21 protein-coding genes and 1 pseudogene are annotated in these 18,452 nt (G+C 34.9%); 5 read left to right on the top strand and 17 right to left on the bottom strand.

Translation table 11 applies throughout. The features are described 5' to 3' along the window. Nucleotides 1–155: 155 nt before the first annotated feature. The 8 genes from ACKI2P_RS11215 to ACKI2P_RS11180 all read right to left on the bottom strand — a co-directional run bounded on the left by ACKI2P_RS11215 (nt 156) and on the right by ACKI2P_RS11180 (nt 8,093). Nucleotides 156–737, bottom strand: a complete 582-nt coding sequence (locus ACKI2P_RS11215; protein WP_407377614.1) for a 30S ribosomal protein S3ae — start codon at nt 735–737, stop codon at nt 156–158. A 545-nt stretch (nt 738–1,282) separates the two neighbouring features. Next, complete coding sequence (locus tag ACKI2P_RS11210) at nt 1,283–2,677, bottom strand: glutamate--cysteine ligase (RefSeq protein ID WP_407377612.1); 1,395 nt, start codon at nt 2,675–2,677, stop codon at nt 1,283–1,285. Next, complete coding sequence (locus tag ACKI2P_RS11205) at nt 2,678–4,087, bottom strand: hypothetical protein (RefSeq protein ID WP_407377611.1); 1,410 nt, start codon at nt 4,085–4,087, stop codon at nt 2,678–2,680. Between the two features lie 2 nt (nt 4,088–4,089). Beyond that, nucleotides 4,090–4,875, bottom strand: a complete 786-nt coding sequence (locus tag ACKI2P_RS11200; RefSeq protein WP_407377610.1) for a class II glutamine amidotransferase — start codon at nt 4,873–4,875, stop codon at nt 4,090–4,092. A gap of 102 nt (nt 4,876–4,977) precedes the next feature. Beyond that, entirely contained in the window at nt 4,978–5,298 is a 321-nt protein-coding gene (locus ACKI2P_RS11195) for a NifB/NifX family molybdenum-iron cluster-binding protein (protein WP_407377609.1), read from the bottom strand. A gap of 1 nt (nt 5,299) precedes the next feature. Continuing rightward, entirely contained in the window at nt 5,300–5,869 is a 570-nt protein-coding gene (locus tag ACKI2P_RS11190; protein ID WP_407377607.1) for a flavodoxin family protein, read from the bottom strand. A gap of 4 nt (nt 5,870–5,873) precedes the next feature. Further along, nucleotides 5,874–6,638 carry an S-methyl-5'-thioadenosine phosphorylase gene (mtnP, locus tag ACKI2P_RS11185; RefSeq protein ID WP_407377605.1) on the bottom strand — a complete coding sequence of 255 codons (765 nt, stop codon included), beginning with the start codon at nt 6,636–6,638 and terminating at the stop codon, nt 5,874–5,876. A 6-nt stretch (nt 6,639–6,644) separates the two neighbouring features. After that, entirely contained in the window at nt 6,645–8,093 is a 1,449-nt protein-coding gene (locus ACKI2P_RS11180; RefSeq protein ID WP_407377603.1) for an RtcB family protein, read from the bottom strand. A gap of 334 nt (nt 8,094–8,427) precedes the next feature. Here ACKI2P_RS11180 and ACKI2P_RS11175 point away from each other — a divergent pair, with 334 nt between their 5' ends. After that, nucleotides 8,428–9,405: a hypothetical protein gene (locus tag ACKI2P_RS11175; protein ID WP_407377601.1), complete on the top strand. Its 978-nt coding sequence runs from the start codon at nt 8,428–8,430 to the stop codon at nt 9,403–9,405. Between the two features lie 98 nt (nt 9,406–9,503). On the opposite strand, the gene ACKI2P_RS11170 is transcribed toward ACKI2P_RS11175, so the two are convergent. The 4 genes from ACKI2P_RS11170 to ACKI2P_RS11155 form a co-directional block, all read right to left on the bottom strand. After that, nucleotides 9,504–9,968, bottom strand: a complete 465-nt coding sequence (locus ACKI2P_RS11170) for a hypothetical protein (RefSeq protein ID WP_407377599.1) — start codon at nt 9,966–9,968, stop codon at nt 9,504–9,506. A gap of 12 nt (nt 9,969–9,980) precedes the next feature. Then, nucleotides 9,981–10,370, bottom strand: a complete 390-nt coding sequence (locus tag ACKI2P_RS11165) for a hypothetical protein (RefSeq protein WP_407377598.1) — start codon at nt 10,368–10,370, stop codon at nt 9,981–9,983. A gap of 197 nt (nt 10,371–10,567) precedes the next feature. Further along, the gene (locus ACKI2P_RS11160) at nt 10,568–10,888 is read right to left on the bottom strand and encodes a hypothetical protein (protein WP_407377596.1); all 321 of its coding nucleotides are present in this window, start codon (nt 10,886–10,888) and stop codon (nt 10,568–10,570) included. Nucleotides 10,889–10,922: 34 nt separating this feature from the next. Then, complete coding sequence (locus tag ACKI2P_RS11155) at nt 10,923–11,336, bottom strand: archease (RefSeq protein WP_407377595.1); 414 nt, start codon at nt 11,334–11,336, stop codon at nt 10,923–10,925. Nucleotides 11,337–11,424: 88 nt separating this feature from the next. On the opposite strand from ACKI2P_RS11155, the gene ACKI2P_RS11150 reads away from it, so the two are divergent. Continuing rightward, nucleotides 11,425–11,604 (top strand): hypothetical protein, encoded by a 180-nt coding sequence (locus ACKI2P_RS11150; protein WP_407377594.1) that lies wholly within the window; start codon nt 11,425–11,427, stop codon nt 11,602–11,604. A gap of 111 nt (nt 11,605–11,715) precedes the next feature. On the opposite strand, the gene ACKI2P_RS11145 is transcribed toward ACKI2P_RS11150, so the two are convergent. From ACKI2P_RS11145 to ACKI2P_RS11125, 5 genes are all read right to left on the bottom strand, one after another. Continuing rightward, nucleotides 11,716–12,834, bottom strand: a complete 1,119-nt coding sequence (locus tag ACKI2P_RS11145) for an ORC1-type DNA replication protein (protein WP_407377616.1) — start codon at nt 12,832–12,834, stop codon at nt 11,716–11,718. Nucleotides 12,835–12,857: 23 nt separating this feature from the next. Next, nucleotides 12,858–13,577: a 6-hydroxymethylpterin diphosphokinase MptE-like protein gene (locus ACKI2P_RS11140; RefSeq protein ID WP_407377592.1), complete on the bottom strand. Its 720-nt coding sequence runs from the start codon at nt 13,575–13,577 to the stop codon at nt 12,858–12,860. Between the two features lie 145 nt (nt 13,578–13,722). Continuing rightward, a complete protein-coding gene (locus tag ACKI2P_RS11135; protein WP_407377615.1) occupies nt 13,723–14,436 on the bottom strand; it encodes a hypothetical protein in 714 nt (237 codons plus the stop codon). A 304-nt stretch (nt 14,437–14,740) separates the two neighbouring features. Further along, nucleotides 14,741–15,391: a YczE/YyaS/YitT family protein gene (locus tag ACKI2P_RS11130; protein WP_407377591.1), complete on the bottom strand. Its 651-nt coding sequence runs from the start codon at nt 15,389–15,391 to the stop codon at nt 14,741–14,743. 33 nt (nt 15,392–15,424) lie between these two features. Beyond that, nucleotides 15,425–16,093 (bottom strand): YczE/YyaS/YitT family protein, encoded by a 669-nt coding sequence (locus ACKI2P_RS11125; protein WP_407377590.1) that lies wholly within the window; start codon nt 16,091–16,093, stop codon nt 15,425–15,427. Nucleotides 16,094–16,278: 185 nt separating this feature from the next. On the opposite strand from ACKI2P_RS11125, the gene ACKI2P_RS11120 reads away from it, so the two are divergent. The 3 genes and pseudogenes from ACKI2P_RS11120 to ACKI2P_RS11110 all read left to right on the top strand — a co-directional run. Next, on the top strand, nt 16,279–17,421 hold the full coding sequence (locus ACKI2P_RS11120) for a pyridoxal-phosphate-dependent aminotransferase family protein (RefSeq protein ID WP_407377589.1): 1,143 nt from the start codon (nt 16,279–16,281) through the stop codon (nt 17,419–17,421). Between the two features lie 350 nt (nt 17,422–17,771). After that, nucleotides 17,772–18,188: a GerW family sporulation protein gene (locus ACKI2P_RS11115; protein ID WP_407377588.1), complete on the top strand. Its 417-nt coding sequence runs from the start codon at nt 17,772–17,774 to the stop codon at nt 18,186–18,188. 32 nt (nt 18,189–18,220) lie between these two features. Next, a pseudogene (locus ACKI2P_RS11110) lies at nt 18,221–18,452 on the top strand (DUF2953 domain-containing protein); the annotation flags it as partial.

Below are 18,452 nucleotides of genomic sequence, written 5' to 3'. Positions count from 1 at the left end.
AGGTAAAACTATATATTTAAATGATATGCCTAATTTAAATGAAATATCAAAACAAACATTAAATTTTAAATCAAATTGAAGGTTTGATAATAAAATAAGACTCATTAATATGAAAAAAATTGTTAAATAAAAAAAAAGAAGTAAAAAAAGTAATCCTATTTGATTACTTTACTTTTGATAATTTCCACTCTTTTGAGAGGGTATATTTTTTTAGCATTGTGGTAAATTTCAGATGCTAATTTACCGTTTACAACAGTTTTAATTAAATCATCGAATGATTTTTCTGCTGCATTTTCAACGAGTAAATCTTCGATTACACTTCTCATGTATCTTTGTTGGGAAGATTTAGCTCTTCTGACAGTTACGGCCAATACTTGTAATTTTAATCTACGGTCATCTTTAGTTTTAACAACTGCGGAAGCATCGATTCTGGAAGTTCCTCTTCTAATCATACTTCTTACATAATCAGTAGTTGTTTTGTGTCCGGTGAATTTGGTGTTTGCCACATCACCTGCAACATTGTCAATTTCAAACCTGAGTTTGATGTATTGTTTTGAGAAATCTCCGGTTAATTCTCTCATAGTAACTTCTACGCCTCTTCCAATGAGAAGTTCTGGATCTTTTGCAGGAGTTTCTCCAATTTCTTTATCTTCAAAGTTTACTGGTGTTTTAATAGTATACCAGGATTTTTCTTTCCATGTATCACGTACTCTACGTCTTGATTTTGCTTTTGCCATTATATCAACCGTTTTAAATTTATAATTTATTATATTTAGTAATTTAGCGTTTCGCCATTTAATTTTAAAAATAGTCCCAGATTATTTAGTTTATACTATAATCTACAAAATAAACCTTAAAAATGATTTCAAATGATTTTAGATTTAAAATCAGATATTAGACTATTGTGAGCTCTGCTCACCTTATTTAAAGAAATATTTGTAATTAAGTTTTAATTTATTAAAACCCGCCCATAAAGGTTATAGATAGTTATTTTATTCATGATATATAAATATTATTGAAATTTTAAAATTTAGTCAAAAAAAGTGGTCTTGAAAAAATAAATAAATTTCAAAACCGAAATTTTTGACCATGACCCTGCAGTGAAAATGATACCCGTCAGAGATTCAGATTATGTGAAAAAAATCCTGAAAAATCAAAATTTCACTTATACAATAGAAAATTAAAAAAGCTCATAAAATCCTTAAAATAAAAAAATAAAGAAAAAAAAGCAATAAAAAATTGATATACAATAGACAATTTTTTATGTATACAATATATTTTTTTAATCATTGCAGCCGATTAATGCTATTGGGACATACCTCTTGAACTTTTCAGAATCCTTGAAATCAATGCTTTTAACAGCATCCTTACTTGTCTTTTTATTATTCATTGAAAGCATGGTATGTGTATTAATATAACCCCTTTCTTTGATTAACTGGAGTAGTCTTTTGCCATAGGTTAACTCAGGATCCACAATGCGGTCATGCATTATCTTTAATGTGAGGTATTCGTTTATTCCCAAAACATCACACATTCCGTACATCTCATTAATGATTTCTGCAGCCCAACTTTGAAGTGTAACTTCCTCACCATCCCTTAAAAGCCTCATTTCATCATCATAAGCTTTTTCGGCAGTGTTTTCTTCATTAATATGTGCTTCCTTTTGCCAATCAGGATAATCTGATTCATTTTTAATGAGCAGATAAATCAAAAACAAATGCAAAAATTTCATATCACACTTAATTAATCCGCATTTATAAAATGGATTGATATCCAAAGTCCTAATCTCAATATATTCAATGCCGTCATTGGAAAGTGAATTCAGGTAATCCTTAGGGTCAGAAGGTTTCAGTCTGATTTGAGTGTACAGCTCTTTAGCCTCAGAGAGATCTCCATCATCAATGAATGACTGCACATCATGGGTAAACGCATCAACATCATCATATGAAGGGTACAATTCCTTCAGATTCTTATATCCGCAAGAAGCATTCCTAAATGACGGCCCTTTGGTTGAATAGTAGCTTCCATAAGCGTCACGGGCATCCATCAAATGAATGCAGTCGGATGAAAATGTGGCGTGTGAACCAATGGAACATCCAGTGAGATATATTATTAACCAGCAGTAACGCAAGTAATTTCTAGCGATCTTAAGATATACCTGGTCTTTGAAAAGCCTAAAACTTAATTCAGAGCCGGTTATCTTATGCAATTTCTGCAAAACAACGTCTGAAAATGAAAAATTAAAATGAACTCCTGAAATCATCTGTTTTTTAAGACCATACTTGCGTGCCAACGCTTCACGATACTTTTGGGATTCTGCACCCTCTTCCGAGTATTGTGCAATCGGTATCTGATTGGAATATGGCAAAATACATGGGATTGACTGAAACCAGAGGTATTCATCGTCTGGAAGGGATGCGTTTACAACATCCGCCAATAGTGAAAATATGTCAAACGCTTCGTCAAGTGAGTCGAAAGTTGGAGTGATTATCTCAATTTGGCTTTCTGAAAAATCAGTAGTCACAAGAGGATTTGTCAACTTATCGCCAAAAACTTCAGGATGAGGAGTCAGTGACAGTTCACCGCGGGAATTTGCCCTTAAACTCTCCCATTCAATTCCAAATGAACCTGCCAAAATTTCATCAGTCGGCAGTTTAGACAGATATTTTAAATCCATTTATACTCCCCTTATGGTTCCGTAATCTCTGATCAGTTTTTCGATTTTTATTCCTTTTTGAATTGAGTTTATAATGTCCTTACCTGGATTTGTATGTCTTTTAACTCGATTGTATAAAGGTTTTAGGAATATTTCTTCACCCATAGCTCTTTTTTCAAGACCTGACTTTGCAATATCCAAAATATCTTTAGACAGTGTACATAATTCTGATTTATCAATAAAAGATGGAATTTCATCATAAACCAACAGTTTTCTTAGTTCGCCTGCTGTATACCCTTTATGATATATTACATCATCATCATTTATTAACTCTTCCAAATCATCAAGTCTCTCCTTAAGGCCCAGATGAAATGCGGCTACAGTCATTGAATCCTTAATCGGTTGTGTGCAAACGCTTCTGAATTCAACTGTACCTCTAAAAGTCAAATTAATGAATTTAAATGGTCTCAAATATTTAATATCACTTAAGCATGGTCTGATATCGATTGTTTTGTATGTTCCGTTATCATATATTTCGCCTTTGACATATTCCCTTTTGAAATAATCGATCAGATTCATTGTTTCAAAGTTTATATATGCCCCATCACGCATTACGCAATAGATGTTTAAAGACTCAAGATAACAGCACAGATCATCGATATCTTTAAAATCCACATCATACATTCCAATGTTGTGAGGATTGACACCATGAGTGGAGTATTCCCATAAATCATCCCTAAAGCATGTTTTGTGATTATTGGCCTCAAAAAGTACTGAATTGGAAAAAAGCAAAGCTTTAATTGGTTCTATTTTTGAAAAGACATTGATTGTCCTGACCAGATCATCCCTAAATACATCCAACTGTACCTGTGAAGCGGATGAAAACATACCATATTCAGGATATCTGTGAAAATAAAAATGCATATTCTTATAATTTCTAAAAGATTTCAAATGATGATAAAGCATCAAATACCTTTCTGACGGTATAGGCAATGTCTTATTGTATTTTCTGTAAGGATTTATTCCCATGCCGGTCAAAGTATGATTGTATCGCTCAAATGCCTCTTTGGTAAATGCATAATACTCACTAAAGCGTTCGTTTATGGAAAACAGGTCCTTTTCCTTGCCCATTGCAAATTCAATATTGTTATATGAACAGTCATAACAGACGATATCATCATTCTGTTTGTTTTTCATGGCAAATACATTACCATCATAGTCTATTCCATCATTATCGAAGTTATAAAAATGTTTTTTAAATTTTTCTGTTACATTGTGGACAACATCGAAATCTACTGCTTTTTTGTCTAGGTTTATTATCGGAATTTCTATTTCAATACCGATGAAGTTTTTAACTTGATTTGTTGGTTTAATGAACTCATCATATAATTTATTTCTAATCATATCATGAGTAATTTGTCCCCCTTCCATATTTAATCTCCATGAAGTGATTTTATATGATCTTCCATAATTTTTAAGTGCTTTTCTGTGAAAACAAACTCATTTTCATGAGGTTCGCTTTCAAAAACGATTTGACCGTCAACCAATGCAAACAGTTTATTCATTTCAACTTCCATCCAGTTTTCATCGTCAGTCAGTGGTGTGGAAGCAATCATAAATCCGTCTTCATTGTTGAGATAATATAGAGTTTCTCTCATATTTGAATGAATATATGTCAAATCGCCATCATAAATCATTAAATTCAGCTTATTATCTTTAGATAAGTCCGCTATTAATTCGTTTAATAAGTTGAAACGTTCCCTGATTGTTGACAATCCCCCTTTGGTCTTTTCAAACTTATTAACCTCATCAATTATATATAAAAGTATCCGCTCAGAATCAGTATCGCCGCTTTCTTTATCAACATATTTGTTAAGTTTAGGATAATCAAAGATTGTACCGTTATGTATCAACATCCATGAGCGATTATTGTCATCGGCTTCAATAAATGGGTGGCAATTGGGAGATATAATTTCACCCATTGTGGCCAATCTGATGTGAGCGAACACATTTTTTCCAACTACAGGATTAGACAATATATCTTTAAGGTGTTCACTACATGATGCTTTTACAGGCTCTTTATCTATAACAAATTCATCGGATTGCATATTAGCCAATCCCCATCCATGCGGATGATCTTCAGAGTGATTATAAAAACATTCAAGGCACTGGTTTATTTGTTTTGGCTTATCTGAATTAAAACAAAAAATCTCACACATAATATATTATCCTCCCATAACTTTTATCAATGCAATTGTTAAAATTGCATAACTATTGTTATATAACTTATGTTATATAAATCTTGTTGAAAAAAAAAGATGTTAATTTCTCATGAAATTAACATGATCAATATATCTATTTAACACTTCGTCGATTGGACCTTCATCCATTACCAGTTTCAAATCAACGTTTTCCGCTTTGATTTTAGATTTAAAACCATATTGAACAGCAATCAAAACATCACAGTCACTGCAAGCTTTTATTACTTTCCCACCCTGATGCTTTGAATCCTCGGCAATTTCAACAGTCCTCATCTCAACAAAGCTTAAATCATCATCATAATCATAAACATATACTGATTTGCCTTTCCCAAGGTGCAAATCAACATTTTCACCATCAGATGATACAACAGCCAAACGCATTTTAATCCCTCACTTTCTTAATGATTTTTGCGACATTGCGTCCGAACAGTCTTATTGTTTCTATTCCTTCCTCGTCTTCAAGCGCAGTTCCTTCAGGCCCTGCAATGACCATGTTCCAGTAGGTACTGCCCGCTACAATCATGTTGTTGATTGCAAAAAACATGAGCATTTCCTGAAGGGTCAGTGTCACCCCTCCACGCCTTGCGACAGCTATCGGGCCGCCGACCATCCAATCAAGGTATTTGTCTCCACCACGGGAAACCTTACCAATCCTTTGGAGTGCCGCCATGATATCCCCCCTTGCAGTTCCGAAATAAACAGGTGCAGCAGGAATGAACCCGTCAGCATCACGAATCTTGTCGATAATTTCTGCAAGTCCGTCATTCAAGACGCAGTTGCCTGTTTCAGCGCATTTTTGACATGCTATGCAAGATTGTATCTTCATCCCCCTCAGGGAGATGATTTCGGTTTCAACACCTTCGGCCTCAATTTCACGGGCACATTCCTCCAATACAATTTTGGTATTTGAGTTTGCCCTTGGACTTCCATTTAATAAAATAACCTTGCTCATATTATCATACTTCCAATTCACTGCCATCCAATGCATGACGGCAACTACAATCTGGTGCATCCTCCACATTTTTTATGAAATTATATATCAGATTAAGTAGCTCCTCTTTCTTTTCTGAGAGGATTTCAAAGACTTCATCAATGGTGAGCTCACTTTCGGATATTCCTGAAGCAAAATTGGAAACGATACATATTGAATTGTAACACATCGCCTTTTCACGTGCCAGAGTCACTTCCGGAAGACCGGTCATTCCAACCAGATCGCCTCCAAGCATCCTGAACATTTTAATTTCAGCAGGAGTTTCAAAACGTGGTCCTTCAGTACATACGTAAGTTCCGCCCAAAATGACATCTCCAGATTCGGCTAAAACGTCCCTTAAAGTCGGACAGTAAGGTTCTGTGACATCAACATGGACAACCTTGTCATCATAGAATGTCTTTGCCCTGTTTTGAGAGAAATCCAGAAAGTCATTTGGAATAACAAATGAGCCCGGAGTCATTTCCGGATTCATGGATCCAACTGAATTGGTTGCAAGGATTTGTGTTACTCCAATCTGGTTTAAAGCCTCAATATTAGCTCTGAAATTAATTTTGTGAGGCGGAATTGAGTGACCCTGAGCATGACGAGGGATGAATGCAACCTTTTTGGAAAACAACTCCAAAATTGAAACCTCAACGTCCCCATATTCTGTTTCAACTACCTTTTTGGTACATGAGTCCGCATTTTCAGAAATCTCATATACTCCGCTTCCACCGATTATACCCAACATATGAATCTATCCTTTACAAACTGCAATAGGTTTGAGTTTTGCAACAAGTTTTGCAATGCCTGTGCTGTCAGATACACGAACAACACTGTCAACATCCTTATAAGCACCAGGAGCTTCCTCTTCAATTACATGTTTGCTTGTAGCTTTAATCCTGATACCTTTTGATTCAAGATCTTTTGTGATTTCATCAGCATTATAATCCTTTTTGGCTTTTGATCTGGAAAGTACCCTTCCGGCACCGTGTGCAGTTGAACCGAAGGTTTCTTCCATTGCCTTTTCAGTTCCGTGCAATACGTATGAAGCAGTTCCCATTGTACCCGGAATCAGTACAGGCTGACCGACTGCTCTGTATTTTTCAGGAACTTCCTCCCTTCCAGGACCGAATGCACGTGTTGCACCTTTCCTGTGAACCAGAAGGTCTTCTTCACGGTTGTAAACCTTATGAGTTTCCATTTTGGCAATATTGTGAGCTACATCATAAACGATGTTCATATCCATATCCCTTGCTGATTTGCCGAGGACGTCCTCAAAGGTTTCACGAACCCAGTGAGTCATCATCTGTCTGTTTGCCCATGCGTAATTTGCACCGGCAGCCATTGCCTGAATGTAGTTTTGTGCTTCTTTTGAATCCAAAGGAGCGCAGGCCAATTGCCTGTCTGCAAGCTGTATTTTATAGTTTTTGTAAGCCTTATCCATTATTCTGAGATAATCTGAACATATCTGATGACCGCATCCTCTGGAACCGGAATGAATCATGATGACAATCATGCCCTTTTCAAGGCCGAAAACTTCAGCCACTTCATCATTATAGATTTCATCAACTTCCTGGATTTCTAAAAAGTGGTTTCCGGAACCAAGAGAACCTAATTGAGGAATTCCTCTTTTTTTAGCTTTATCTGAAACGATACTGGAATCAGCATCATCCATCTTTCCGTTTTCCTCCAATACTTCAAGGTCCTCTTCCCATCCATATCCGTTTTCAACAGCCCATTCAGCACCGTTGTCCAAAACATCATTGATTTCCTCTTCTGTGAGCTTAATTCTTCCTTTACTGCCGACACCGGAAGGTATGTTTTTAAATAACTTTTCTGTAAGCTCGTCCAGATTTTCTGAGATATCATCAATTGTCAGATTTGATTTAATCAGCCTTACACCACAGTTAATGTCAAATCCTACTCCTCCCGGAGATACAATGCCTGTCCTCAGGCTGAATGCTGCAACTCCACCTATTGGAAATCCATATCCAAAATGGATATCCGGGAGCCCTATGGAATATTTTTGAACACCCGGAAGGCAGGCAACATTGACAATCTGTTCAATTGCACCTTCCTCCAAGTCCTCGAAACTTTCATCTGCTATGTAAAATCTTCCGGATGCCCTCATCTTTTTATCGTAAGAGCCCGGAATCTCATAAACGTTATCCCTAACTTTTTTAATTTCATCTTTGATAGTCATAAGAATCACAAAATTTATTATATTTTAATATTTATATGGAGTGTTTAATTAAAGTTTGTATAATATGAGACATTTCGTCGGAATATGTCATGAGTTCTATTTTTAATAATATCAGAATTTCAAAATAAAACCTTTTAATTTTATCTTATTTAGCATTTAACAAGTTATTTAATTCTATTTTATTATTATAATAATTATTTGAACTTATTTTAACTTTTTAACATGCAAGTGAGTACTTACATGCGAATACCATTATATACTAAGTTTTTCATATCATCATATAATGATTTATTTCATGAAAAATTTTGAATAGAAAAATTAATGGAGAACTTGGATGAAAACCAAAATTATTTTAACATCATTATTCTTTTTCATTGTTATTAATTTGGCCTGCGTAAGTGCAGCCGATAATGGAACAAGTGACAATAATGAATTAATTAAAGACCAAAAGTATCAAGATGTAGAAATTAATGAAAAAACCCTTTGGGGATCAAGTTTAGCAAGTTTAGGAATGCAAATTGAAATATTCTCTGATGATTCAAAATATGAATTGGAAAAAGACTATGCCTACGATTCCCATACAGACAACGGCAAAATAAGACAAGGACTAAAAATAAATAAAGATAACTTTGTAATCGATGGAAAAGGACACACCATAGATGGAGGAAACAAAGCAAGAATATTTTCAGTAACTGGAAAAAATGTTACCATTAAAAACCTTAATATTATAAATGCCAACAGTAAAAACGGTGCAAACCCAGATAACGGAGCTGCAGTTGATTTCCAAACTCCTGGATCTGTTGACAACTGTACCTTTACAAAATGTTCAACACGTTGTCATGGCGCATTATTCCTTGCAAAAGGTGGAAATGTAACCAATTCTGCATTTATCAACAATAGGGCAGGCGAATACGGTGCAGGAATCTACACCGAAGGAGGAGTTGTCGACAATTGTAAATTTATTGAAAATTCAGTAGGAGACGTAGTCTGCGGAGCAGTATGTGCCCGTGGAAATGTAATAGTTAACAATTCCGCATTTATCAAAAATGTAGGTGGAGGAAGTGGTGCAATAACAGGTACAGGAAATTTAACTGTTGAAAACTGTAACTTTACAGAAAACTTTGCTTTTATTCCTGGCGTACTTGCAGACATAACCCTCATAACAAAAGAGACTGACCTCCATTCCGTTCCATGGGACATTATAGAAAATTCCACATTAACCATTAATAATTTATTCTATAATAACTTTGAGTCCGCAACTCGCATCATCGAGATTCCAGATAATAGATGCAGTGTAGAAGGTGGCTGGTAGAGCCAATACTTACTCAAGATTGAATGATTGGGAAATTTCCCATCATTTTCTCACCAATCTTAATGGTTGCTAATTTTTTTTAATTTTTTTATCAATATTCAATTTCTATTTTTTTCATCAATTAGACACATATCTAAAAAAGTCAAAGCAGAAATATTATCCTCATTGGCAAATTTATCATAGATAAAGAATTCTTTGTTTAAACCAAGTTTAGATTTTAAAGGAAGAATATCAGACCTCATTGAACTAATATCCTCTTTAAAACCATTATTGAAATCATGTTCTAAAGCTTTAACAACAACTAAAAGCTGAGGAACAAAAATTGGATCAACATCCAGTTCCAAATGGACAGAAGCATAAGGAGCATATTTTTTTAAAAGAGGCTTGGTATTTTTTAAAAGAACAATGACTCCCCGATTCCTGCTTAAAAAATCATGAATCTGTTTACAATCCTTAAAAGGAAAATCACGACGGACATTATTAAATTCCCTTTCAAATAACTCATCATCCTCATTTAACCTATTAACAAACTCAAGTTCATCTTTAAATTCATAATCTGACATCATAAAACCTCTTTAATAATTTGGATGACTTTTAAAGTAGTCAATTGCATCAAATGCAATTTCCAAATCGTTTTTATTTTTTTCAAGAAATTCAATGAAAAAAGAAACATCATACTGCCCATTATAATCAGCAAGATTGCGAGCATTCCTTAATTTATTCAAAATTTGAGAAATTTTTCTTTCAGTAGAATCACTTGAATTCTCTAATTCATCGAAAACACTACCATGAACCCATGCCCCTCCAGAAAGCAAATAATACTTGTGTCTAACATTAATCAAATACCTTCTAAGAACTCCAAACAGACCATAGTAAAATCTACTAATAGCAGTACGCACAAATTCTTCATTTTCTTCAGCCAATAAATTATTACCTAAATCTATGAACTTTTTCCAATTAAACATTGTTTCACCAATTGCAGTCAATCATTAAAATTGTTTTCATTTCGAGATATTGCTCTCACGTGAGGAAATTTACCTTATTTCGAAGTAAATTCACTTAAAATGTTAATTTAATAATTAATATATGGCAAATAGTTAAAAAAGCTTTGCTAATAAGTCAAAACAAAATTCTAAATGGAAATGAATATGAAAAAAATAAATTATTTTCTAAATAATGCTAAAATTCCTGCTACAAGCAAAAATAATGCACTTATAATGTTAATATATTCAGATCCCAAAATCACGAACATTGTTGCGATTATAAACCCGACACCAGCAAGCTCAGTTTTCTGTTTGACATAGCAACTGGACAGGATACCTAAAAGAGCTGCAAAAATAGCTATAACCCCAAAGAATGGAGCATGCGCCTGCTCAATATTTCTTATCAGTATAAGAAGAGAACCGGAAAATAATCCTCCGACAGAACCTATTAATCCCAATGCCATTTCGGGAGTTCGTGATATCACTTTTCTTCTTTTCATGATTAATTATATGTATTAATATATTATATATAGATTACAAATCCACAATGGCCTGAAGTTCTACAAGCTCTGTTTTATTGACTTCCATCTTATGAAATGTTATTGCCTTTATTTCGGTTTTTCTTTCGTGCTTATCCCAATTGATATTTTCCCCTTTGATTTTGGCTTTCAGGTGCAGATTTTCATCAATTTCAACATGAAATTCCGAAAAAAGCATGAAATCTATTTCATGATGGAACAGCAACTCCTCAAGATAGTCATAAAGAAGAGCAACTTCATCTTCTGATGAAATGTCAATTTCTATTTCATTTGAAGGAGCAACATCAGAAGTATCAGTGATTATATTAAACATTGCTTTTCCAGCATTTTCAAAAGCTTCATTTAAGGTATTTCCATATGCCTTAAATCCTATATCGGCAGTTGCTTCAAAATATTCATAACTTTTCATGATTTTTCCTCAAAAATATTACTTATCAAATGCTCTCTTACTCTTTTTTTATATATGTAGTTCAGACAATTTTAATATAGTGATTAAAATGTTAGGCAATAAAGACACCACAATTCAAGTAGATTTAAGAAAAAAGACTTCAATAAAAGATGAATTAATATATAACGAATTAGATGTTCAATCTTGCATGGTAATGCTTGTAGTAATAGCAGCATTGCTTTTATCTGTTATTAGTGTAGCAGCAGCTCAAAATCCTTTCATCATTTAAGGATTTTAAACCTTTTTTACAATACCAAACCCTTAGTTGCTCATTAGAAAAAGCTTACCATGCAACTTTTTTTTCTAATGATACAAAAACTAATTTCCAGACAGGAAAAAACTAGAGGTTATAATCTTCAGGGTTGAAACGCAATATTATCTGGCGTGATTTGCCTCTAACCCCTTTTCCTGTGTATTTGGTATCTATCAATCTTACAAATTCCAATTTGTCCAATGTTCGGTTATATACAGCATAACTGGAACCAGTCTTATTTTTATAAACCTCACCAAGATCTCCGGCAGTATAAATGCCATCATAATCGACTATTATTTTTAATAAATCTCTTTCTGCATCATTGAGTGACTTTAATGTTTCGGAAACATTAACGGAAACCAATGATTCAATAGCATTGTCGAAATGTTCCTGAGTTATTTCACGGCTTGCTGAAGCTTCAGCGATGTTGCCGCAAGATTTTAAAAGGTTAATTCCGACTCTTAAATCTCCGTTTTCCAGAGTATACATTGAAATTTGCTCCAGAATATCGTCAGAGAGAACATTCGGGAAAAAACCGGCATTTACTCGGTCCCGCAGAATATCTTCTATTTCTGAGTATGTGTAAAGTGGAAACATGATTTCCTGAGGAATAAAAACGGTATTTACATTCTTATCGAATGCATATTTGAATTCCAAATCGGAAAGGATAGTAAAAATTGATGTCCTAACACCAGGATACTCTTCATATGCCCTTAATAAGTCATAAACAACCTTGTTTGCATGCTTTGCCTGAAACAGATAATTGATATCATCAAATGCAACAATAAGGGCTTTTTCATTTTGTTGAAGATCACGCATAATAAGTGAATAGATTTTGGAAAACGGTATTCCTGTTTCTGGAGGAAGATGTCCGAACAGCTTTTTGTAAATCTGTGAAAATATCCCAAAACGAGTAGTGTGGATTTGGCAGTTGATGTAAACGCAAACGACCTTTTCCGTATTTTTTTCAACTAACTCGAATACTTTTCTGATAGCTGTTGTCTTTCCAGTAGCCGGTGAGCCTAAAATAACTGCATTTGAAGGTTGTCCTCCTCTCATGGCAGGCCTTATTGCCATTGCCATAGCTTCCATTTGAGTATCCCTGAAATTATAGTTTGGAGGCACATAATCAGGGTCAAAAGCATTTATGTTTTGAAAAAGGCTTTCATCATGCATTAAAATATCTTCAATTCCCATACTATCTATTATATATAAAATATTATAAAAAACTATTCTTTAAGGTTAATTACATCGGCCTTTTCATTTTCGATTATCCAGTTGGTGAATTTTTCCGCATACATGAGCTTTTTCTTTTTAAACTCATCCGCCTCGCCGGTGGCTGCCGGAAGGTTTGGTCTTGAATATTTGGTTACGATATCTCCAAAGTCCATACCTGCAAGGGTGATTTCAGTTGCTCCAAGTGCTACGGCCAAAAACAGTGCCCTGTCACCATCGGTAAATCCACCAAAGTTGTAGAGATTTCCTATAGGCTGTGCCTGTGTTGTACCGAGGACATTGTTGAAAAATGATGTCAAATTGGCGATTCTGTCAATGTTGTCTCCATGGGCATGGACAACTATGTTTGCTCCCCTCAAGTTTGCAAGCAGAATGTCATCGATGTTTCCGTCCAGATCTGTTGCAACAATATCCGGAACGAGTCTCTGCTCAATCAATGCAGTTGTTGCACCGTCTGCAGCAACCAGAACATAATCTTTCAAATCATAGTCATTTTTAAGCATTTCAACATGCTCCTTGATTGACGGACCGGCACCAAATACTATGAATTTGTCTGAAAAGCCCACTATTTCTGATAAGTCGTTTAAAGTCAAGCATCCTTCTGTTGATAGGATTTCATCCAATAATTTTGCTGATGTTTCATCATTTTCTCTTGAAAATCCGAAATCATCTAGAATTTCTGTGTAATATTTTTCCCAGAGTCCAAATTCCATATTTAAACCTCACTATAATAATTTAAGCATTAATTAATTAAATAATTTTTTGTTGTGAAACTTATTTAAAATTAGTTCAAATCGAAAATGCGAAAAATATTAAATTTTAAAAAAAAAGAAAAAGGGATTGCAAATAATCCCCTGTTTAGCCTTTTCTACGGTAGTAAGGAAGTATACCCAGTATTGCTAAAGCTAAAAGAGCCAATGGGTTACCTGCAGCAGGCATTGATTTAGACACATTTGCTACATCTTCTTTAACATCACCAGCCTCTGAAACAGTGAAAGTAGTGTTGGCATAGTTTAAACCATTTTCTTCAACATTGCTTCCACTTGCACTGGCGAAAATATATTTATCCCCGCTTGTTGTAGCCAAAAATGTTAAAATGACATCCTGAGTTTCACCTGCGCCCAAATAACCGAAATCTACTATGTATCCTCCATCGCCTTCTGTTACATCAACAGTTCCATCATCAACCAGTTTGAAACTGGTATCGAGATTCTGTTGAACATCTGCGAATGAAAATGCAACAACAAGGTCTTCAGTAGGATTAAGTCCCTGATTTGTAACTGTAAGTTTTACTTTGAAAGTGTCGCCTACTTTAACATTTTTATCGAGAACTTCCACTTTTACAGAAACGGAAGTTTTACCGGAAGAATCCGCATATTCCTCTTCAGGTTCAGCAATATCTTCTTCACTACTGGATGCCGCAAGAGCATCATCATTTTCATCTACCACATTTGTTTCTTCTTGTGAAACAGACATCTCCTCGGAAACGTCCGCTACATCTTCTGCGACCACTGCACTAATAGATGCTATAAATACAACTATTAAGAGCACAGCCAATAATTTATTTTTCATCTCCAATTAAATCCCCCACTAAAAGGTTTGAATGAATCATATTCAAAAACGCAAAACAAATCAATGCCAAATATGATTGATTAAAATTAAACCAAATCATACCCGATTCACAAACTTACTTAACATCTTTGACCATATTTTCAATCCATAAAATATATGAACAACATTTCTAAATAAAATTGAACAATATTTTATACTCATATTTTTATAATAATCCACATATATATCTTACTTTAAATTTGTGTTTTAAAAAAAAAGAAAGAATTACATTTAATTTGCAGATATTGCAATGAAAAAAAATAAATTAATCTCTATTTACCACATTGACGGAATCTCCGGTTATTAGAGCATAGAGATTGGAAATCTGCCTTAAAGTAAATCCGACCATGAATGCGGAAATAATGGTTCCGACATAAACCGCACCGAAAATATTGCTATACCACAGTCCGCACATTATCAGGGATATAATAACCATCAATGCGTCAAAACCAATTTTTATTGATGAAAATCTCCATCCTGTGACTATAGCTACCGCCTCAACACAGCCTTCCCCCGGAAGAGGAGCTATATTTGCAGGCATATATATGAATATTCCCAATGCTGTGAGAAATATGCTTACTGCCAGAAACAGCACATAAAATGGAATGGACTGCTCAAATGGAATAAATGAAACCAGATACAGGGCGAGACTTGTAAAATATCCGAAAAGCACGCAATTAATCAGCTGCAGAAGTCTTTTTTTATGAAATCTGGATTTTAAAACGAAAAATTGGACAACAATCAGAGCGGCATTGAATATGAATGTTGTTATTCCAATGTCTATGCCGGTTATAAGTGCCAGAGAGTATGATATCGAACTGATTGGAGTAGTTCCGAGGGTTGATACAATTGAAAAAGCGACCCCCAATGACATTATGAAAAGTCCTAAAACAAATGAGCATATTCTTTTAAACATATATAATATAAACTTCCTTATGGGTTAAATAGATTACATTTTTTTCATGTCAACGTCACGGCCTGTGAAATGACCGTATATTTTGTGAATGTACTTTACGGTTGTGCCTATAAACAATGCTCCCAGAATTGTGCCTATTCCAACGCTTCCGAAGTTTCCTAAAAACACCCAGCTTAATGTTAAAGCAGTCAGAACAATGCTTACATCCAAAAAGACTTTGGTTTTGGCAAATGGCTGGTTGAAAACAATTGCAAATGCCTGGGTTACGCCCTCAACAGATAGAGGAATGATGTTTGTGGGAACGTAAAAAAAGAGCCCCAAAGCGATGAAAAAAATGGAAAGAATTATCATCACAAAAGCCAAAGCAAAGCTGTTTGCTTCAGGAATGAAGGTCATTAAAGATACTGAAAAGCTTGTAAATGCCCCAAATATTACTCCAACAAAAACCTGAAGGAAATGTTTAGGCTTGAAATTTCTTCTAAGTAAAATCAGCTCAATTCCAACAAGTATTGCATGAAAAACGAAAGTTGCAACACCTATTTCTATCGCCCATATGAGATTCATGGCATACGGAATGGAACTGACCGGAGCGGAGCCCAAATCTGACTTGATTGAAAATGCAACCCCCAACGTAATCAGAAACAATCCGAACAGATAGTTAAAAATCCTTTTAAAAGTAAGTTCTTCCCCACTAAATTGCATACATCTTCATTTATAATAACCATTATTTAAAAACTTTACTCTAAAATTGAACAGTTAAATAAAAAGTGTAAAATTATTCTTCCATAACTGAATAAATTGTAACATTAAAAATATTTAATAAGTATAAAAGCCAAAAATATAAATAGCTTAAAGTAAGCTAACCTTTTATAACTTGGAGGAATTTAATGAATGATATTTTATTAATGCTTCCTGGACCTACAACAGTACACCCTAGAGTATTAAACGCAATGTCACAAGCTGTTGTTAACCACAGAGGCGCAAAATATGGTGAAATCTTAACTGAAACTACTGAATTAATGAGTAAAGTTTTCCAAACCCCAAATAAATCTTATTTATTAACCGGATCAGGAACCGCTGCAATGGAAGCCGGAATTGCAAACACTGTAGCTCCTGGTGAAAAAATGTTAAATGTAGTAGGTGGAAAATTCGGAGAACGTTTCATGAAAATAGCTCAAACCCATGGAATCGACACACAAGAACTGGCAGTCGAATGGGGAACAGCCGTAACTCCTGAAGCTATTGAAGAAGCTTTAGAAGCCGACGAAGACATCAAAGCGGTTAGTGTAATCCACAATGAAACCTCTACCGGAGTAGCCGCACCTATTGAAGAAATCGGTAAAGTTATGAAAAACTATGATGCATTATACATCGTAGATACCGTTTCATCCCTTGCAGGAGATGAAGTTAACGTTGAAAAATTCGGAATTGACGTATGTCTTACCGGATCACAAAAATGTATCGCAGCACCACCTGGAATGGCTGCAATTACCTTAAGTGACGACGCATGGGCTGCTGTCGACAAGGTTGAAACCAACACTTTCTACCTTGACCTTAAAGCTGCAAGAAAAAGCGGAGACAAAGCAGTACCTGAAACTCCATACACCCCATCAGTTTCATTAACTTACGCAATGAACGAAGCATTGAAAATGGTTATGGAAGAAGGTATTGACAACAGAGTTGCACGTCACCACAAAGCTGCTAAAGCCAGTGTAGCTGCTGTTAAAGCATTAGGATTAGAATTATTCGCTGATGAAGCTGTTTCATCTGCAACCGTAACTGCAGTAAAAATGCCAGAAGGAATCACCGACGCTGATTTCAGAGGCACAACCCGTGACAAATACGGTGTTGAACTGGCCGGAGGTCAAGACCACCTTAAAGGAAACATTTTCAGAATCGGACACATGGGAAACATTTCCTACAAGGAACTGACCCAAACATTTGCAGCTATCGGTATGACCCTGAAAGGTTTAGGTGCAATTGACGATGCAGGCGCAGGTGTCGCATCAATCACAGAATCATACTTATGATTCTGTCAACCCTTTCTTTTTTTATGAATTTTTTTACACTTGAAATCATACTTCTAATAAGTTATAAGTGAAAAGTTACACTTGAAATGCACGTCTTCTCTTAGAAATTTTAACTTATAAGTGAAAAGTTACACTTGAAACGTACGTCTCGAGACGAACTTTATAAGTTATAAGTGAAAAGTTACACTTGAAACACACCTCTTCAGTTAAAAATTTTAACTTATAACAAAAAAGTTACACTTGAAACTTATGTCTTATAAGTCAAAAAAGTATTACATTTTTAAAATATATAAAAATATTTTAACGATTAACACCAAACATATATAACAATAAAATAGGATGTGAAAACTATGACAGATAATATTAAAGCAACTGTTGAAGAATTGCGCAAGCTCATAAGTGTGGACAATGTTATTGGTACTCCAATCGAAACCGAAGACAAGATACTTATTCCTGTAATGAGAATGGGAGTGGGATTCGGTGCAGGCGAAAACCTCATGGGAAAAGAGGGAAGCGATGCTGCAGGTGCAGGTGCCGGAGTTGAACCTATATCAATGGTACTGATTCCTAAAAAAGGAAATGACGCTGAAGGCGTTCGCGTACTTGACTTAAGCAAAGGAACCGAAACCAACAAGGCATTATCCGATTTAGGTTTGATAATCACTGATCTCGTCAAAGGCTACATGGGAGCTCAAGGCGAACAGTACTACGATGAATCAGAATACATAGAACCTGAATTCACAACAAAAGAAAATGAAATAGAATAGATAGGAACTAACACATGTTAAACATCCTATGGATGATTATACTAATAATCATCTTATTTATCATTTTTCTGCTCTACATAGGAGTCAAAATCTCACTGACATACACAAAAAAGGGCAGCGAACTTGAAGGATGTTTGAAAATACTTATTTTAAAAAAAATCAAACTGTACTCTGTCAGCTATCCGTCTGAAAAAAAGGATGAGGATTCAGACGAGGAAGAAAAAGAGAGTGACAGAGACCTGAAAAAAATATTTGAACTGGCAA

It is taken from the genome of Methanobrevibacter sp. (assembly GCF_045541095.1).
Lineage (GTDB): Archaea > Methanobacteriota > Methanobacteria > Methanobacteriales > Methanobacteriaceae > Methanocatella.
Note: the sequence above shows the minus strand (reverse complement) of the source record. Positions and strands in the feature narration are given on the sequence as shown.

Coding starts and splice junctions, on each gene's coding strand:
- ACKI2P_RS11135 (WP_407377615.1), bottom strand. CDS start 14,436: ATGAAAAATAAATTATTGGCTGTGCTCTTAATAGTTGTATTTATAGCA.
- ACKI2P_RS11165 (WP_407377598.1), bottom strand. CDS start 10,370: ATGTTTAATTGGAAAAAGTTCATAGATTTAGGTAATAATTTATTGGCT.
- ACKI2P_RS11180 (WP_407377603.1), bottom strand. CDS start 8,093: ATGACTATCAAAGATGAAATTAAAAAAGTTAGGGATAACGTTTATGAG.
- ACKI2P_RS11120 (WP_407377589.1), top strand. CDS start 16,279: ATGAATGATATTTTATTAATGCTTCCTGGACCTACAACAGTACACCCT.
- ACKI2P_RS11210 (WP_407377612.1), bottom strand. CDS start 2,677: ATGGATTTAAAATATCTGTCTAAACTGCCGACTGATGAAATTTTGGCA.
- ACKI2P_RS11160 (WP_407377596.1), bottom strand. CDS start 10,888: ATGAAAAGAAGAAAAGTGATATCACGAACTCCCGAAATGGCATTGGGA.
- ACKI2P_RS11155 (WP_407377595.1), bottom strand. CDS start 11,336: ATGAAAAGTTATGAATATTTTGAAGCAACTGCCGATATAGGATTTAAG.
- ACKI2P_RS11170 (WP_407377599.1), bottom strand. CDS start 9,968: ATGTCAGATTATGAATTTAAAGATGAACTTGAGTTTGTTAATAGGTTA.
- ACKI2P_RS11175 (WP_407377601.1), top strand. CDS start 8,428: ATGAAAACCAAAATTATTTTAACATCATTATTCTTTTTCATTGTTATT.
- mtnP (WP_407377605.1), bottom strand. CDS start 6,638: ATGTTGGGTATAATCGGTGGAAGCGGAGTATATGAGATTTCTGAAAAT.
- ACKI2P_RS11195 (WP_407377609.1), bottom strand. CDS start 5,298: ATGCGTTTGGCTGTTGTATCATCTGATGGTGAAAATGTTGATTTGCAC.
- ACKI2P_RS11150 (WP_407377594.1), top strand. CDS start 11,425: ATGTTAGGCAATAAAGACACCACAATTCAAGTAGATTTAAGAAAAAAG.
- ACKI2P_RS11140 (WP_407377592.1), bottom strand. CDS start 13,577: ATGGAATTTGGACTCTGGGAAAAATATTACACAGAAATTCTAGATGAT.
- ACKI2P_RS11130 (WP_407377591.1), bottom strand. CDS start 15,391: ATGTTTAAAAGAATATGCTCATTTGTTTTAGGACTTTTCATAATGTCA.
- ACKI2P_RS11125 (WP_407377590.1), bottom strand. CDS start 16,093: ATGCAATTTAGTGGGGAAGAACTTACTTTTAAAAGGATTTTTAACTAT.
- ACKI2P_RS11200 (WP_407377610.1), bottom strand. CDS start 4,875: ATGTGTGAGATTTTTTGTTTTAATTCAGATAAGCCAAAACAAATAAAC.
- ACKI2P_RS11215 (WP_407377614.1), bottom strand. CDS start 737: ATGGCAAAAGCAAAATCAAGACGTAGAGTACGTGATACATGGAAAGAA.
- ACKI2P_RS11115 (WP_407377588.1), top strand. CDS start 17,772: ATGACAGATAATATTAAAGCAACTGTTGAAGAATTGCGCAAGCTCATA.
- ACKI2P_RS11205 (WP_407377611.1), bottom strand. CDS start 4,087: ATGGAAGGGGGACAAATTACTCATGATATGATTAGAAATAAATTATAT.
- ACKI2P_RS11190 (WP_407377607.1), bottom strand. CDS start 5,869: ATGAGCAAGGTTATTTTATTAAATGGAAGTCCAAGGGCAAACTCAAAT.